Consider the following 18062-nt stretch of genomic DNA (forward strand, 5'->3'; position numbering starts at 1 on the left):
TATCCACCGTAATTATGAGTTATTCAGAGTGTATAACTGAGCTCTACTTCCCAGTTTGCACGTAGGGTAGTTTCCTCTGGAAAGTAGTAAACAGGTTCTGGTTCTTTGTTTTGTATCAGATTACCTATGGTCCATTTTCCATCCTGGTTGCTGTCTATGAGCACTCTTACCCAATAATCACCAGGTTTCACATTGGTAAATGTACAATCAGAACAGTTAGACATTTCTGCGGCTACCTCTTCTCTGGACATTAGCTGTACACGGTAGGAGGTGTGATCGGTATTTATCTGGACACGTACCAATCCATAGTTTTCTGTTTGTCCAAATTTATAGCTGTTGCTCAATGAAGTAGATGTATCATGCTCTACTGATATGAAGGCACTGTCTACTATCACCATTTTAAATTGTTCTGGATTGTATCGCTGTAAGTTTTGATCAATGAGTAAATGCAATGAATCCAGATTTACTGAATCTAATTGAAGCGTTGATCGGTAGTTAGTGATAGTATCTATTAGTTGCTTTTTATCAAGTTCTAATTGAAAAGAAAATTGGGTGTTATTGCTGTTCCACGTGAAGTCTTTTGGTTGTGGACTTAATTCAATGAGTGTATCAATAGGAATCCTTACGAAAAATGAGTCAATTAAAGTAGAAGGTTTACTGAAATTAATATGAAAACGATAGGGCGGAAATAGTCCTTGTCCATTTTTTGGTAGGAGAGAAAGGGAATATTCTTCTGGTTTTCTAGAAGATTCTTTAAACATCACATACAATGTATCAGAACGAGAATTAGCTAAACTATCACGCACTGATACTATGGTTTGTGTGCTGTCACTGACATTGTCATTGTTATAAAATCTGAGTGTTTTGTTTTCTCCTACAATTTTGGCGGGTAGATAAAGTGAATCACTGTTGGAGTAATCAAAGGATACAACTTGCTTGGTATATTTTACTTCGTAATATCTACCTGTTGGACGAGCTGAAATAAATTCTAATGAACTAGCATCAATTTGTAATGAGGGTATAAACAGACTGTCGGTAATTGATTCCACTAATTTTAGTGTATCTGCTTTAAAGCCATAAGCTTCTGTAGCCGCATCAAATAGCAAATTTCTATTCTCATCTTTAAAGGCCAAAAGTCTATAATTGTTGGCTTTGATGTTTTGTAGTTTAAACGCACCATATTCATCGGTAGATGTAAAATAGGTAGGTTTATCTTTTTTAAAATCCAGACTATCTGTAATACGATAAAGTCCTACAATCATTTTTTCCATTGGTTTATTGGAGAACAGATCTTTTACTGCTCCAATGATGGAAAGGGAATCTATATAGTTTCCAGTACTAAATGCAATGATTAGATTTTCTGCTGCATTTTTTTCGGTTATGTCTGTAATGCCGTCAAAGAAATTTAAAGTATAGGTGGTACTGTCTTCAAAGTCTTCTTCAAACTGAATGGTCACTATGTTCTTTTTAACGAGTGTTTTAAATTTCGATTCATAAATCGGTGTGATCACAAGGTTTGATTTCAGTTTTTCGGCAGTGACTCGTTCATCAAATGAAAGGACTATTTCGGTCTTATCAAATAGAAGTGATTGATCTTCTGGAGTAGATGAGATTAGTGTAGGAGGTATGGTGTCTTTAGGTCCGCCAGTAGGTGTTAGGGGATTGGCACACTGAGAGGTTAGTAGATCAAGAATGATAAGTATACTGAAGGCTACTAGTAGGTTTTTCATTTTTTTTGAAGAACGTATATGATGCTCGAATAGTCTCTGGATTTATAGGCTTTTTGATTTGAAATCATGCCTCGTTTAAATGCGGCTATGGGTTTGGTACGACCATGAGTATATTGTTCACTGAGGAGTGAAACATAGTACGAATCAAATTTCATGGGTAGCATATCTACTACCTTCAATTTTGACTTATTAGCTAAAAATCTAAATGACTCTGGTGTGAAATGATACAAGTGTCTGGGTACATCATATGCTGCCCATTTTTCCTTATAGTGTTGGGCATCATATGATGCTGCATTTGGTACTGCTATGAATAAATATCCATCATCGGCTGTTTTACTTCGTAGCAGCTTTAGCGTATCCCTTAGTTGATGTACATGTTCGATTACATGCCAGGCAGTCACTGCATGGAAGTTATCTGCATTTTTAAGTTGCTTCTGTTCATGAAAGATCTCTATACCGGTAAGGTTGGATGCTATTTCACGAGCTTGTTCGTTTGGTTCAAATCCAGCTATATCAAAGTTTGCTTGCTGTAAAGAATGCAGATAGGCACCTGTACCACATCCAAAATCTAGAATTCGTTTACCAGAAGTGTACTTTGCTATTAGGTTTACCTTTTGTCGTAAGGTGTATTTTCGAACCAGTTTATAGATTAGGTTGATAGGGTTATTGCCACTATTCGTGTGAGATATGTAATTATCACTTTCATAGTATTTACCTATATGCACTTCATCTGGTCTTGGATTGGTAAAGATTAGTTGACATTTGTCACACTTTACCAATGCAAAGCTTTCTTTACTGACTGTATGATCTTCAGCGATGAGAAAGTTTGAAAATGCTGTGTGTTTGCAAGACGGGCAAACTTCGAGTTTTTCGTACATAAGTTATTTAGCGAGATATACCATGAGTATAGAAACATCAGCTGGTGTGACTCCACTAATGCGTGAAGCCTGGCCCAGGGTTGTCGGTTTTACTTTCAATAATTTTTCTCTTGCTTCTGCTGAAAGTGCTGTTATTTTTTGATAATCAAATTCTGGATTAATTTTCTTGTTGTCAAGATTGGCCAGCTTTTCTGAGTTCTCTTGTTCCCTCTGAATATAGGTTTCATACTTAACTTGTATTTCGGCTTGATGCTGTACTTCCGGTGCTATCTTTTCTCTATACGAAGCGAAAGTATCATCTAGCTGTTCAAATGATGATAACTTGAGATCTGGACGCTTTAGGAGTTGATAAAGTGAGGACTTATCTTTTACTGGAGCTGAGTCAATAGCTGCCAGTTTTGGATTGATATCAGCAGGTTTATATTTCTTTTGTTTCAGATCATTGATCAATGTTTTGGTACCATGCATTTTTTCGATGGTTAGTTGATAGCGTTCTTCTGTTGCCAGTCCTATTTCATGGGCGATAGGAGTCAACCTCAGATCTGCATTGTCTTGTCTAAGTAATAGCCTAAATTCTGCTCGTGAAGTAAACATCCGGTAAGGCTCGTTGGTCCCTTTGTTGATGAGATCATCAATTAATACTCCAATGTATGCTTCTGATCTCTTAAGAACTAAGGGTTCTTTTTCATTGATTTTTAGGTGCGCATTGATGCCGGCCATGAGTCCCTGGCACGCTGCTTCTTCATATCCTGTGGTGCCATTGATCTGTCCGGCAAAATATAGGTTTTGAATCAGCTTAGTTTCTAAGGTGAGATTGAGCTGAGTAGGAGGGAAGAAGTCATACTCTATGGCATAGCCTGGACGGAACATTTTAGCCTTTTCAAATCCAGGTATAAGTTGCATGGCTTTGTACTGCACATCTTCAGGTAGTGAAGTAGAAAAGCCATTGACATAGACTTCCACTGTATCCCATCCTTCTGGCTCCACAAATATTTGATGGCGATCACGTTCTGCAAATCGATTGATCTTGTCTTCTATGGAAGGACAATAGCGTGGACCCAATCCTTTGATGCGTCCATTAAACATCGGAGATTGATCAAATCCTGTTTGCAAGACATCATGCACATCAGTATTGGTATAGGTAATCCAACAGCTTCTTTGCTTTTGAAGTGGTTTGGTTTTCATGTATGAAAACTTACCTGGTTCTTCATCTCCAAATTGTTCTTCCATTTTGGAATAATCCAGGCTCCTACCATCTACACGTGGAGGTGTTCCGGTTTTCATTCTTCCTGCTTCAAAGCCGAGATCGATCAGCACTTCGGTGATTCCTTTAGCTGCTCGTTCTCCTGATCTGCCGCCACCAAACTGTTTTTCACCTATATGGATGAGTCCATTGAGAAAAGTGCCATTGGTAAGAATGACTGCTTTGGCTTTAATCTCGAGTCCTAAACTGGTTTTGACACCTGTTACTCTTTGACCTTCTACAATCAGTCCTGTGATCATTTCTTGCCAGAAGTCTACATTAGGTGTAGCTTCCAGTGCCAGTCTCCATTCTTCTGCAAAACGCATACGGTCAGACTGAGCTCTGGGACTCCACATAGCTGGACCTTTGCTACGGTTGAGCATGCGAAACTGAATCATTGACTTATCGGTAATGATACCTGAGTAACCTCCGAGTGCATCTATCTCTCGAACGATCTGACCTTTTGCCACTCCACCCATAGCAGGGTTACATGACATCTGGGCAATTGTATTCATATTCATAGTAGCGAGCAATACTTTCGAGCCCATGTTGGCTGCGGCAGCTGCGGCCTCACATCCAGCATGACCTGCGCCTACTACTATGACATCATATTCCTGAAACATAAATTGAAAAAGGTTTCACGTGAAACATTAAGAACATCGAACACTGAAACACCAACAGGTGTTCCACGTGGAACTATATTTTTAGCAAAGATAAGCAGGTGTCTTCTTTTTGCCTCATTATGATTTTTTGATCATCGGTCTTATCCTGATAACCTAGCAGGTGGAGAAGCCCATGTGCCATTACCCGATGTAGTTCAGATTGCTCACTTATACCCAGGTCCTGTGCATTGTCTTTTACTCGGTCTATACTGATAAAGATATCAGAGATGATCTGCCCAGCTTCCAGGGAGTTGTCAAAGGTGATAATATCTGTATAATAATCGTGATCCAGGAACTGGCGGTTGACTCCAAGTAGATACTCATCTGAACAAAAAATATAGTTGAGGTCCTCAATCAGATACTGATGGTCTGCTGCTATCTGATGGAGCCACTGGATGAGTGCCTCTGGAGAAGCAGGAGCGTATTCGCAATCCTCCTGAAAAAAGTTGATAGATCCCATTAGTGCAAGTAGAACGATAGGATGACTGCTCGTCCATCGTCTTCAAATTTCACTTCGTCACAAAGGTTCTTCATCAAAAAGATCCCACGGCCTCCGGGTTTGTCGAGATTTTCTGGAGCAGTAGGGTCGGGTAGATCGTTGTAGTCAAAACCCGGACCTTCATCCTGCACAGTAAAACGGAGCGTGTTGTCGTCTACCTTGAGTCGTAGTGATACGTTCTTGTCTTTCGATAGCTTGTTGCCATGGATGATGGCATTGTTTACGGACTCAGTGACAGCTATCATGATGTTGCCATAGATGTCATCATTTAGCTCAAACTTCTCCTTGGCATTGTCGATAAAACTTTCTACAATTCTGATGTTTTCAGAAAGGGAGGGGATCTGTATTTGTATTGTGTCCATTATTGTTCTTGTCCGCTTAAGCGCCTAAAATAATCGTTTACTTCTTTTTTATAAAAAGGATTTAAATCTAATGGTATAGTTTTTAATAATTCTATCTCTTCTCGTTTTGCTTTCAAATATTCATCGATGGCAGGAGGGAGTCTACGTTCTTTTTGCGTAGCAGTTTCACCTTCTCGTTCAGGTGATTGTTTTTGTTCACGGAGTGATTCCTCAGCTTCTAGCATTCTAGTGATGATGTCTTGCTGTCTTTCGATAAGCTGTTGAGTTAATCTTTTGTTTACCAGGTCTACTTCATTCTCTTCCATTTTCTCTATGGCCTCTTTTAGCTTGTTTCCTGTGCCTCCTTCTTGTCCATCTTCTCCTTCCATACCTGGCTGTCCGGCCAGTTGCTGCTGCATCTCCTCTAGCTGACGTCTGAGTTCTGCCTGCTCTGCGGCCATGCGTGCCAGTTCTTCAGATAGTTCTCTACCAGACTTCCCACTTTTCTTAAGCTGCTGGATTTGTTCGCTCAGCTGTTGCTGCATCTCTGACATACTGGGTAGAGAGTTTTGCTGCTGACCATTTTTCTTGGGTTGTCCCATCGCTTCGGCCATGGCCATTTGCATTTGCTGTAGCACATCGTCTAGTAAAAGTGCCAGATTGTTCATAGATGTCATGGCAAACTGCTGATGACTGGCTGCCTTGCCTTTATTGCGCTCACGAAGCTCTACCATGGTGGCATCCAGGTTTCTATTGATCTCTGAAACCTCACGTGTCACGAAATTGCTAATCTGCGCTACTCTGCTAGCCAACGATAAGAGGCTGTCTTCTATGACCTCTGCATTGGCCTCTAGTTGGAGCTGATCTTGGGAGAGCTCGATAAACCGTGGATCAATTTGCCGTACACCTTTTATTTCCTGGATGATTTGCTCCTGTTCAAAAGACAATTTGATCAGATTGTCCAGGATGTCTCTCAGATGATCGATGTTTTCGGACATCATTTCCATCTCCATGCTCATCTGCATTTGCTGCATTTTCTTAGCCATGGACTTCATCTTCTGTCCGGCATTTTTCATTTTCTGTCCTGCCTTGTTCTGATCTTGCTTAAGGTCCTGCGGAATTTCATCCAGTTTTTCGTTGATGTCCTGTTGTTCTTCATTGAAATCTTCCAGCGGTTCCGGATTCTTTAGTTCCTGGTTCAGTTGCTCGGCTTTTTGCAGCTGTTTTTCTAGTTCTTCAAATTTTTCTTTGATATCCTCCTGCTGTTGTTCTGTTGTAGATGGTTTTTCTTCACCTCGTTGCTGATCCTCCTGGTCTCCCTGCTGTTGATCAGCTTTAGGATCTTCATTCTGGTTTTGGAGCTGCTCACCAAGCTTTTCTTGTTTGTCGCCTAGTTTCTCCAGCTCCTTAGCTGTTTGTTCTAGTTGTGTTTCCAGTTTTAGGCGCTTGAATAGCTCCAGAGCACGTTCCAGTTCTTTTTCCAGGTTCTTCTCTTTGTGATTGATTTTCGAAAGCTGATCCATTACCTCATTAGCCTTGCTCTTTTCTTTGAGCAGTTGCTGGAGCTCATCGTAGAGCTTTTTGGTCTCCTCATCCAGTACTTCATTGATTAGCTGCTGTAGCTCCTCAGATTTTTTCTGGATCTTTTCACTTTGTTTACCAAATTCTTTCTGGCTGTTGAGTAGTTCTTTGTGTTTTTGGTTGAGCTCTTCTATTTCCTTTTCAAGTTTTTCTTTGTTTTTAATGATGTCTTCCAGGAGCTTTTCTTCTTGCCAGCCCATTTCTTTTTTGTTCTTCAGTCGTTCATCCAGCTCTTTGAGCTGTTCGTTGAGCGTTTCGGACATCTCCAGTGATTTTTCCATCTGGTTTTCCGAAGCTTCAGTTTTATTGTCTATCAGTTCATTGATTTCTTCATCGCTCGGACTCTGCATGACATATTTCTCAGAATAGACGCTTTTGAAGCCATTTACTGCGTCATTGTCACGAACGCGTGCATAGATTACGAGTGGTGTTTGAGCATCTAGCTCCAGCGTATCCAGATCCCATTGAAAATAAAACTGTTGGCTTTGCTGCTGACTTTTGATGCTTACAGGGATATATCCAGTAGTAGCGGCCCCAATCTCGTAGATGATACCTAGATCTCTAAAGCCATAGTCGTCAGTGATATTACCTGTAATGGCCAGCGATTTATAAGTGATAGTATCTGGCAAAAAGGTCGTTTCTATAGACGGTGCTTCGTCTTTTACTACAGATACTTCGTATTGTATTGGGCTTTTATTGCTACCATGGGCATTTTTCATGTTTAGCTTGTAAGCAAAAGAAGACTTTGCAGTTTGCTGATAAGTAAAGTCGGCATTGTCTTGCTGAAAAGCTTTTGCTGTATCCTCGGTAGCAAAAACGATTTCATCAGTATCGCTAGTAGTGATAGACCACTTGATTGTAGTACCTTCAGGTACGATGACGCTGCCTGTATTGGCGATAGACTCATCTGCAAGTCCTGTATATGCTGGGTAATCCAACTGAAGCGTCATGTTGCGAATTTCCGGTCGCTTATATACGCGCAATTGGTACGGTTTGGAATAAAATCCGGCACCTTCCAACTGAAAATTGATGTCTTGCTGTACTGCAGGCAGACTAAAAGTATATGTGCCGTCATTTTGTCTTTTCATCAGATGCTTACGACCTGATTCATTATAGTAGACTTCAGATGGTTTACTCTCACCACTAATTTGGACTTTTACCTGATAGTCATCGTTGTAGAAAGCTTCCAGATCACTCAACAATTCAAATTGAAAAGGGGCCGGCTTGCTAAAAGATTCATTAAATCTTACTATCCGAAGAGAACTTTCGGTAAACAATGCAGGATTGACAAAAGAAGCCAGTACCAGGATGGTGAGTAAAGCCAGCGTGATCAATGCATATTTTTTGTTGACCTGAAAATCAATGGCTTTCGGAAAGTAAAAAAGCTTAAGTTCGGATGTTTTTTGGCTCAATGCCGCAGCAATCAACGTAGATTCGGATTGGGATAAATGAGTGAGTTGGAGGTAGTTAAGGAGTTTGTCACCTATTTCAGGAAAATGTTGTCCAATTTCAATCGCTGCTTGCTCGTCCGTAATGCCCTGGCGCAGGTGTAGCAACCCCAGCAATGGAATACCGATCCACAGAATAAAGCTCCCTATAACTGCCAATAAAAACACAACGAACAGCACTAAACGGGTCGTGGAACTAAACCAAAAAATATCTTCTAATAAACTGAAAATCAGTAGAATAGAACCTATGGTAAAACTCAAAAACAGTATGCCTCTGATCAACTGGTTCCAGTAATATTTGGTTTTGTATCGGTTGAGATTGTTTTTGATGTTTTCCTGAGACATTAGAATACGTGATTTTTGCGGTTAAGATGGAATGGCCAGACCTAACTCTTCGGTGAAATAGTCTAGTGCGTGCATTTTCAGTAGCTTTTCTTGTTCGAGCAGATCAAAGCGTGGGAGAGGTTTGACATTTCTCCAATGTGGCCATCCATCTGCGTCTACACCTTCCAGTTCGTAAAACCCTGAAAATGATAGCAGTTTGCAAATCGCAATGTGCATCAGGTCTTGTTTTTCTTCTTTTTCAAAATTTTTAGCACCTTGGCCAAGCTCCTGCACGCCAATTAGAAACAAAACAGCATTGAGATCCTTCGGACGCTTACCCATATTGTTTTCCAGGGTTTTCATCAAACGCGCCCATTTCCGTTCGATATCCAGATCTTTTTGATATACCATTAGCCGAAATACTTATATTTAGTTTTTCTTATGCTTTGAATAACAACAAACTACAACATTAGGTGCCTGGTTTATGAACATGTTTTCTATGATCCATTTGGTAAAAAATTCCTTGCGTGAGTACATGCTGGATTCATACAATCTGCTCTTTCCTAATGTTTGTATTCATTGTAACACAATATTACTTTATCAAGAAAAACACCTTTGTACTAAATGTAGGTTTTCTCTGCCTAAAACACACTATCATTTACTAAAGGATAATCCATTAGAACAGAAATTTGTCTATGAGCCGAGAGTGCGAGGGGCATCCGCATTTTTGCACTATCACAAGGGGGGCGTAGCCCAGCGACTGATTCACACTTTGAAGTATAAGGATGAGCCAGAAATCGGTACGCTAATGGGTAAGCTCTATGCTCCTGAGCTGCTAGAAGCCAATTGGCCAGTGGAGCTTATAGTACCCGTGCCACTCCACAGATCAAAACTTAAAAAGCGCGGATTCAACCAAAGTGAAAAATTTGGGGAAGGTCTCAGTGAAATAATGGAAGTGCCAATGGATGCTGAGCTGGTTCGCCGAGTGAAGCGCACTAGTACTCAAACGAGAAAATCTAAAGTGGAGCGATGGCAAAACACACAGGACATCTATCAGGTGACACAACCACAAAAAATTGCCGGCAAGTCTATTTTGGTGGTGGATGATGTGCTTACTACAGGCGCTACAGCAGGCCAACTGGTCAGCGAATTGATTTTACGGCAAGCAGCGAGCGTTTACATAGCGACTATTGCCGCCGGAAAATAGCCTATACGTACAGAAAACGCAGAATATGGCCAATATTTTACCTTTTTGAAAATGAGGTGATTTACTTCCATTCTCAGCGTGATTTTGGATGTAACATCATATTATTCGTCCATGCTATTAACATATTGTATTACTACACCACAATTGATAAATATAGATTATAGGTGATTTAAAATGAGTGTTCGAACGAGATGTTTCACGTGGTGCGCTGACTTTAAAGATATAATTATAGAAAAGTCAAAATAGATAATAATAATTTATAGAATGAAATAAGCATCTGGGAAAATCATGAGATACTCATATGTTAGAAAAGGGCGTACCGATCTGAGGTATGTATATCTCTTACTTGAGTACGCCAGCTTAAATACAACCGAGATCTATACACAGGTAGCTATTACAGGTTTTTATCAAATCAAATACCCTTTAGATTTGGGAAAATAGAATTGGTTATAGTGTACTAAGTGTGCTAGAGATTTTTGTTGTGAGTAATTGTCGCCAATCGAAAAATGACACCTGAAGAACTAAAACCACATATAATAGAAATATTTCAACGCAACCGACAAACTCCGAATGCAGATTATGATGAGTCAAGGTTCTTAGACTACCTCCTAACAGCTCCTGCATCAAAAAACAACATTAGGAACTCTTTTAAAGGTGTTAAGCGATTTCACCAGTTCATTGATGAAGTAGAACTAAAATATGGAATTTGCTTTTCAACCGCAGATCTAGATAGGTTCTATTCGTTAGAACAATTCACTAAAAAACTATAGAGCGAATTGGGAAAAAACGGGGGAACAAGATGATTATCCAGCGAAGACTAGAAGAGAAGAGTAACTACTCAGTTCATATCATTTTAACGTTCATATTTCTAGCTGTAATCTTCTTCCTTAAACTCAATTGGATTACAGTAGTTGTAGGAATTGGCTATTCAATTGCCATGTGGTGGATTCTTAGCAATGAACTTCGAACCAAGCGACATGATCGGAAGCTCAACGAAATTATAAACGCAAAGAAATAACTACTCACAAAATGTATAAGACATGTTCTTACGTGCTTTTTACCATCTGAATCCAGCCGCCGAGAAATTTTTGTGCTGCTCGGAGACTTCAGTTCGCGGGATCTTTTCACTTTCATAGCGCACTGCTTTCTACAAACTTTGGAAGCACTGGTAGATTTGACTATTTTGCTGTTATTGGCCAATTGGGCGTACACAGCGTACATGGTCGTTGCATGTCTTGTCAGCTAAATGGAAATTTTCGTCTCAATTATCATAATAATTGGAATTCTCGCATTGATAGCGACAGTTATCAAATATCCTAAGGATGTTGGAAACGGCGTACTTGGGTTTCTTTTCTGGCCATTTGAACGGCTGTTTGGCTTGATAACGATAATTCTACTGCCAATTGGTCTCCTAATTTTATATGTTGAAGGGAAACTGGGAAAGAAATTCTTTTCTAAGTACATCAACAAGGTCTCAGGCCAGAAGGTGTATAAAACGACAAGCCGAAAACCCCTGAACTTTCCAAAGTTCAAGAAGTATATTGTTGTGAACTCCACCCACGCTGATCTCACTGACCAAATACATGAAGCAAATGAAACATGTCAAGAAGTTGATATCAGCGGTATGAACATTTGGCGAACAGAAAATTACTCTGTTGTAGAACTACCAAATATTGGCTTCTTTGGGTACAACCTTCTAGTTCAATGGCTGACCAATGAACTCAAATCGAACGAGGTTTATGGGTTTAGCTCAAATGGGCGAACTCGTTTCTTTACGCAGAACGACCCAAACGGTGATAACAACATGAAAGGACTAACCAATACCGGTAAGGCATTTTGGTTGGACATGTACGAAGACCTGGATCAGAAACAATTTTTGAGACTGAACAACGACATTGAATTTGATACCGAACTAACGGCTGAATCCCTAGAACTAATGGTAAAGAACGCCATCTAGAAATCGTTGATCGGGCATATGTCTTAGTGCATTCTGGCTGGTTTCAGTGCAGCTCGACCGTGATATCAGCCGCTGGGATACGGCAGTGCTTTTGCCACCACTTTCAGAACCCAGCCTATGCCGGCATGTATGCTTCCCCTTGCCGGACGCAGCAGATTTCACTAGATTGGTGCTATTCACTAGCTGCGGAATGGGTCACGTAGACATACGACTAAGATCTGGTCGTTTCAAATAATCCCCCCAAAGTCCAATGACGGTAGCATATGATAAGCATTATCAAACGGAGAACTTATTCGGAGAACCTTACCCCGAACTGATCAGCTTCTTTTCGAACAACCCAACCAGAGGAAAACTCCTGGATCTTGGATGTGGTCAAGGTAGAGATGCAATTGCTCTGGCTAAACTCGGATACGAGGTAACTGGCATTGATAACTCCGCTGTTGGAATCCAACAAATGGAACGCTCTGCCAGAACTCAGGGAATCAAACTAACTGGATTAGTAGCCGACATTTATGATTTTCGTGACTTTACCGACTTTGAGTTTATACTCTTGGATAGCATGTTTCATTTTCGAACTTCTGAATTGAAACGGGAGACTGAACTCGTGGAACGGGTAATCAACAACGCAAAAAAGGGGACGCTAATCGTTTTTTGCATCCAGCACTCTGGCAACAAGATTAAGATTTTCAAAAACATTGTGGTTAATCTTGAATTTTCGGAACGTACAGCGGAACTGGATTTCAACTATGTCTTTGAGGATAAGGATAGCAACCATAAATCAACCACCAAATACAAAATGGTTGTGATAAAAAAATAGGCTACTCACAAGATTTAGCTGATTACCTACCCGAGCGAAAAGAGCTTTTCAGTTTTGAGCTCCAATTCTCACCAAACCCCAATAAAAAAGCCGACCTCCCTTTGGGAAGCCGGCTTTTAAAAACAGGTTATTGTATTAATAGTTTGTACCTGCTCGGATCATCGCGCATCGGAAGCCGATGGTAGATGTAGCAGAATCCTCAAACAAGAACCTTCTGGTACCAGGTGATAGCCAGTAGGCTACATCTGCCCACGAGCCGCCTTTGTACACACGCAAGCGCTTCGTAGGAGGGTTGTCTGAGTTATAAGATTTTTGTAGGCCTGTAGCAGCGATCCACTCTTCTTCGGTGTAGTCTCCCTCGTTACCGATGAAGTTGTATGCAGCATCATAGCCACTTTCTGGATCTAGCGTACCATCTCTACGTACAGGGTTCATGTCTTCCACGTTTTGGTGAGATAGCGGACGGTATACATCCTGCACCCACTCATTTACGTTTCCGGCCATGTTGTACAGTCCAAAGTCGTTTGGAGGATAGTCATACACATAAGTAGGGATCATTGCACCGTCATTTAGCTTACCAGCGATACCGGCATAATCACCTTTACCTCTTTTGAAGTTGGCCAGGAAGTAACCCATGCTTTTGCCATAAGGATTACGCAGTGCATGTCCATCCCATGGGTATAGTCTACGGTGTGTTTGGTTTTCGTCCATCCACTGAGTACCTACCAACGCTTGAGCTGCATATTCCCACTCAGCCTCAGTAGGGAGGCGATAGTTAGGAAGCACTACGCCAGACTCTAGCGGTATTCTAGGGAATGCACCAGCAGGAGCAGGGTCGCCTTCAGCGCCAGCAAAGGCAGCATCGTCACCACCTGCAGCAGCTTGCTCATAGAGTCCTGCATCTTCGGCTAGTTTGATGTTTACCACGCGTGTTCTCCACTTACAGTAGTTGACTGCTTGTCTCCAGTTTACACCCACTACTGGGAAATAACGGAAACCAGGGTAACGGTAGTAATGATCTACATAAGGATCATTGTAAGCCAGGTCCTTCGCCCATACTGTGGTATCAGGAAGGTTGTTTTGCCAAAAGTATTCGTCAGAATCTTGCTTGATGTAAAATTCGTATTCTAGCCAGTTGATGTTGGCTACCTCGGTTTCGTCCATGTAAAAGGACGCTACAGTCACGGCACGCTCCACGTGATCGTTGGAATTGATCACATCTTCTTCGAATGTACCTAGCACAGTACGTCCACCTTCTATAAATACCAGGTTTGGACCTTCTGGCTGACCGCTAAAATCGTTTACTTGAAATCCGCCCTCTTCATTAAACTCCAGCCCGGTGGCGGTGCTGTAAGCGCCGGGATTGGAACTTGTAGGATTACCTGACCCACAAGAACTCATGATTACCGACATGGCCAACACAGAGGCCGAGCCCGTAATCGCATTCACAAATTTTTTCATAACCTGTTTTCTTTATTTGAAACGCTTCAAATTACTAATAAATACAAATATTTCAAAAATAGCCTTTAATGGCAATCTTTTGAATGCTTAGTAAAGAATAAATAGAAAAATTAGTGAATTATTGTGTAAACACCTTGAAAATCATGCAGATACTGGTGTTTTCATTTGATCCATCACCTGAAGAGCTTCGTTTATGTCCGTGATTTCCTTGATGCTGATGATGAGTTTTTTGCGATGCTCGCGCATTTTACACCTTCTAGGCATGCTTTGTACGTACTGTAACACGGCTCCAAACAGCTCTGATTGGAAGTAGCTTTCGTCTCTTTTTTCTGACAAATAGCACTTCATGATCTCGTTTTTGATAGAAACCTTTTCAAAACCTAATGCTATCGCTGCCCAGCGTACCCTTACGGAGGTTATCAGGTTTTCTACAGGTTCGGGCAGTGGCCCAAAACGATCCTTCATGGATTCTACAAACTCTGCGAGCTCTGGCTCGGTCTGCAGGCTGTCCATTTTCGAATACAGGTTGAGGCGCTCGGAGATATTAGACACATAATTTTCCGGTATCAAAATCTCCATATCCGTTTCTATGGTACAGTCTTCCTTGATGCCCTGCAGCATCTTAGTGTCGGTTTGATCTTCAAAAAGCTCCTTAAACTCTGTTTCCTTCAGTTCGGTCACGGCTTCATCCAGGATTTTGTGATATACCTCAAAACCCATGTCGTTGATAAAGCCGCTTTGCTCGCTGCCCAGCAGGTTTCCTGCACCGCGGATGTCCAGATCTCGCATGGCTACTTTGAAGCCATCGCCCAGGTCAGAAAATTCTTCCAGCGTAGTGAGACGCTTGCGGGCGTCCGACGATAGGCCAGATGCTGGTGGGGTGATGAGGTAGCAGTATGCTTTGGTGTTGGAGCGGCCCACACGTCCGCGCATCTGGTGCAGGTCCGAGAGCCCAAACATATGTGCCCGGTTGATGATGATGGTGTTGGCATTGGGGATGTCCAGCCCAGACTCGATGATGTTGGTAGATACCAGCACGTCATACTCTCCTTCGATAAACTTGAGCATGATTTTTTCGAGCTGCTTGCCGTCCATCTGCCCGTGGGCTATACAGATACGCGCGTCTGGCACCAGCCTAAAGATGATATTGCCCACATGTTCGATATCGCTGATCCTGTTGTGCACAAAAAACACTTGCCCACCACGACGTATCTCGTGGCTCACTGCATCCCGAATGACTTCTTCGTTAAACTCGTGGATCTCCGTAGTAACCGGTCGGCGGTTGGGAGGGGGAGTGGAGATAATGGACAGATCCCGAGCACCCATCAGACTAAAGTGCAGCGTACGTGGGATTGGTGTGGCAGTGAGTGTGAGCGCATCCACGTTTACGCGCATTTCTTTGAGGCGCTCTTTTACTTTCACCCCAAACTTCTGCTCTTCGTCGATGATCATCAGGCCCAGTTCTTTAAATTCAATGTCTTTGTTGACAATGCGGTGGGTACCGATGAGAATATCGATTTTGCCTGATTTCACGCCTTTTTTCACCTCAGTGATTTCTTTGGCAGACTTGAAGCGATTGATGTAATCTACCGTCACCGGAAGATCCTCCAGCCTTTTCGAAAAGGTGTGGTAATGCTGCATGGCAAGAATCGTAGTAGGAACGAGCACTGCTACCTGTTTGCCAGAGTTTACAGCCTTAAAAGCTGCCCGAACGGCAATTTCTGTTTTGCCAAAGCCCACATCTCCACAGACAAGTCGGTCCATGGGGTGGTTGAGTTCCATGTCTTTTTTTACATCCTGTGTAGCCGAGGCCTGGTCTGGTGTGTCTTGATATAGGAAAGAAGACTCAAGCTCGGCTTGTAGGTAGTTGTCTTCGGGAAAAGCATATCCCGGAGCCGCTTTACGCTTGGCGTAGAGGTTGATCAGGTCTTTGGCTATGTCTTTGACTTTGCGTTTGACCTTCTTTTTCTTGTTTTCCCAGTCTTGCGTGCCCAGCTTATTGATAGCGGGGGGTGTGCTCTCCTTGCTGGAGTACTTGGATACCTTGTGCAGGGAATGGATGCTGACATAGAGCAGGTCATCGTCGCGGTAAATCAGTCGCAGGGCTTCCTGCTTATTGCCACCTACATCTACCGTATCCAGCCCGGCAAACCTGCCCACACCATAGTCGATGTGGACGACATAATCTCCAGGCTGCAGGGTTTTGAGCTCACGTAGGGTAAGGGATTTGCTTTTTGAGAATTTTTCCTTGGCCTTGTATTGATGAAACCGATCAAAAATCTGGTGATCGGTATAACACACCACCTCATGGTGGTTATCGATAAACCCTTCTTTGAGAGAAGCCCCGATACCGTCAAAGCGTAGGTCGTGGTTGATTTCTTCAAAGATCGTTTCAAGACGCTCCAGCTGCTTAAAGGACTCAGCAGTGATGATCCGTAGAAAATCCTGTACCTGAAACTGATACAAGTCCTGAGCCAGTAGCTCAAAATTTTTATGAAAATGAGGCTGCGGTTTGATTTCCAGCTGAAATTCTTCTTCTGGCTTTAGGTAGTAGCGGTTGCCAAACTCTACCCGATTGAATTTTTTGAGTAGTTTGTCGAATGACTGCTCCGAGTCGAACAGGTCGGTAGGCTTCAGCACTACCTGGGTGAATCCACTGACTCGCATGATTTCGCCAAAAGACTCTTCAGCTTTATTAAATCCCTTTTCGATAAGGTCTAGCGTTTCCCGGTAATCTTTTAGCCATACTATGGTATCATCAGGGATAAACTCAAAAAAGGATTGCCGTTCTTCCTTGAGCAGCTTGGTTTGCACATTGGGAATGAGCGTGACTTCCTCCAGCGAGGTAGTAGACAGCTGGCTCTCTGGGTCAAACTCCCGGATGCTTTCGATCTCATCACCAAAAAGCTCTAAGCGATAGGGGTAATCGTGAGCAAAAGAAAACACATCGATGATACCACCACGAACCGAAAATTGCCCGGCTTCATATACAAAATCGGTACGCTCAAAATCGTAACTGGTGAGTAGCTCGCTGAGAAATTCCACATCCAGTTTTTCTCCCACTGTGGCTTTAAAGGTATTTTCTAATAGCGAGCGCTTGTTGATTACTTTTTCGTAAAGTGCATCAGGGTAAGTAATGATTTGTAGTCCTTTGCTTTTTTGGCTGTTGATTTGGTTGAGCACTTCGGCGCGCTGGAGTACATTGGCATTTTCCGTTTCCTCAAACTGATATGGCTTTTTGTAGGAGCCCGGAAACATCATGAGGCTTTCCTGAGGTAGAAAGTTTTGGAGGTCATTGAGGAAATAGGCCGCTTCTTCTTTGTCGTGCAGCACATAGATGGCTGTCTGACCATGTATACTGGAAGTGGCTGCTGCCAGCAAAGCATCAAAGCTCCCTGCCAGGCCTTTTATACGTACAGTTTTTTTTCGAGTGAGCGAATGGGCGATCGTCTTGATCAGATCGCTCGATGTATAATGTGCTAGTAGTTCGTTTGGCTCCACGTCTTTTGCGCTAAAGGGTGCAAAAATAGTCCTTTACTTTTTCCCTGTTATCAATGAACCATTCTCAAATCATTGTGTTTCAATGAATGAAAAAGCCCTTCAAATAGTTCAAAAGGCAAATTTTGATTATTAATGAATTATTTAAAGAAATTTTTGAAACATTTTTAGACCGATTACGGTATATATTTCTCAAGATTGGACAATAATAAACGCAAACGGCGTTTAGTATGTACTTTCTTTTTAGGTTAGGTTGGTGATTTAAGGCGCTCTTACTCTCCGTTTGAGCGCCTTTATTTTTATGGCTTTGCCCAATTAGACTGGATTTGCTACAAAAAAGTGGACAATTAGTTAAGCGCACTCTGAATATTTAGTTTCCCCGAACTGTTCAGGGGTTTTATAGCCTAGATAGGCGT

Annotated in this window: 12 protein-coding genes; 3 read left to right on the forward strand and 9 right to left on the reverse strand. The window is 42.0% G+C overall.

The annotated features are described in order from the left end of the window. Positions 1 to 23: 23 nt before the first annotated feature. The 7 genes from C7460_RS19050 to C7460_RS19080 all read right to left on the reverse strand — a co-directional run bounded on the left by C7460_RS19050 (position 24) and on the right by C7460_RS19080 (position 9117). Positions 24 to 1730: an Ig-like domain-containing protein gene (locus C7460_RS19050; RefSeq protein ID WP_115869728.1), complete on the reverse strand. Its 1707-nt coding sequence runs from the start codon at positions 1728 to 1730 to the stop codon at positions 24 to 26. After that, the gene (locus C7460_RS19055; protein WP_115869729.1) at positions 1727 to 2608 is read right to left on the reverse strand and encodes a class I SAM-dependent methyltransferase; all 882 of its coding nucleotides are present in this window, start codon (positions 2606 to 2608) and stop codon (positions 1727 to 1729) included. Before C7460_RS19055 ends, C7460_RS19050 begins: the two co-directional genes overlap by 4 nt. A gap of 3 nt (positions 2609 to 2611) precedes the next feature. Next, positions 2612 to 4474 carry a tRNA uridine-5-carboxymethylaminomethyl(34) synthesis enzyme MnmG gene (gene mnmG, locus C7460_RS19060; RefSeq protein WP_115869730.1) on the reverse strand — a complete coding sequence of 621 codons (1863 nt, stop codon included), beginning with the start codon at positions 4472 to 4474 and terminating at the stop codon, positions 2612 to 2614. Positions 4475 to 4547: 73 nt separating this feature from the next. After that, on the reverse strand, positions 4548 to 4973 hold the full coding sequence (gene ybeY / locus C7460_RS19065; protein WP_115869731.1) for an rRNA maturation RNase YbeY: 426 nt from the start codon (positions 4971 to 4973) through the stop codon (positions 4548 to 4550). Next, complete coding sequence (locus C7460_RS19070) at positions 4973 to 5374, reverse strand: ATP-binding protein (protein ID WP_115869732.1); 402 nt, start codon at positions 5372 to 5374, stop codon at positions 4973 to 4975. Before C7460_RS19070 ends, ybeY begins: the two co-directional genes overlap by 1 nt. Next, positions 5374 to 8727 carry a DUF4175 family protein gene (locus C7460_RS19075; RefSeq protein WP_115869733.1) on the reverse strand — a complete coding sequence of 1118 codons (3354 nt, stop codon included), beginning with the start codon at positions 8725 to 8727 and terminating at the stop codon, positions 5374 to 5376. Before C7460_RS19075 ends, C7460_RS19070 begins: the two co-directional genes overlap by 1 nt. 21 nt (positions 8728 to 8748) lie before the next feature. Further along, complete coding sequence (locus C7460_RS19080; RefSeq protein WP_115869734.1) at positions 8749 to 9117, reverse strand: hypothetical protein; 369 nt, start codon at positions 9115 to 9117, stop codon at positions 8749 to 8751. Between the two features lie 361 nt (positions 9118 to 9478). On the opposite strand from C7460_RS19080, the gene C7460_RS23870 reads away from it, so the two are divergent. The 3 genes from C7460_RS23870 to C7460_RS19105 all read left to right on the forward strand — a co-directional run bounded on the left by C7460_RS23870 (position 9479) and on the right by C7460_RS19105 (position 12687). Then, positions 9479 to 9913, forward strand: coding sequence for a ComF family protein (locus C7460_RS23870; RefSeq protein ID WP_170148104.1), 435 nt, complete (start codon positions 9479 to 9481; stop codon positions 9911 to 9913). 1246 nt (positions 9914 to 11159) lie between these two features. Continuing rightward, a complete protein-coding gene (locus C7460_RS19100; RefSeq protein WP_115869738.1) occupies positions 11160 to 11870 on the forward strand; it encodes a hypothetical protein in 711 nt (236 codons plus the stop codon). 250 nt (positions 11871 to 12120) lie between these two features. Continuing rightward, positions 12121 to 12687, forward strand: a complete 567-nt coding sequence (locus tag C7460_RS19105; protein ID WP_115869739.1) for a class I SAM-dependent methyltransferase — start codon at positions 12121 to 12123, stop codon at positions 12685 to 12687. Positions 12688 to 12822: 135 nt separating this feature from the next. Here C7460_RS19105 and gldJ read toward each other — a convergent pair whose 3' ends face one another. After that, on the reverse strand, positions 12823 to 14148 hold the full coding sequence (gldJ, locus tag C7460_RS19110) for a gliding motility lipoprotein GldJ (RefSeq protein ID WP_115869740.1): 1326 nt from the start codon (positions 14146 to 14148) through the stop codon (positions 12823 to 12825). A gap of 141 nt (positions 14149 to 14289) precedes the next feature. Beyond that, positions 14290 to 17649 (reverse strand): transcription-repair coupling factor, encoded by a 3360-nt coding sequence (mfd, locus tag C7460_RS19115; protein ID WP_115869741.1) that lies wholly within the window; start codon positions 17647 to 17649, stop codon positions 14290 to 14292. Positions 17650 to 18062 lie beyond the last annotated feature (413 nt).

It is taken from the genome of Marinoscillum furvescens DSM 4134 (genome assembly GCF_003386095.1).
Lineage (GTDB): Bacteria > Bacteroidota > Bacteroidia > Cytophagales > Cyclobacteriaceae > Marinoscillum > Marinoscillum furvescens.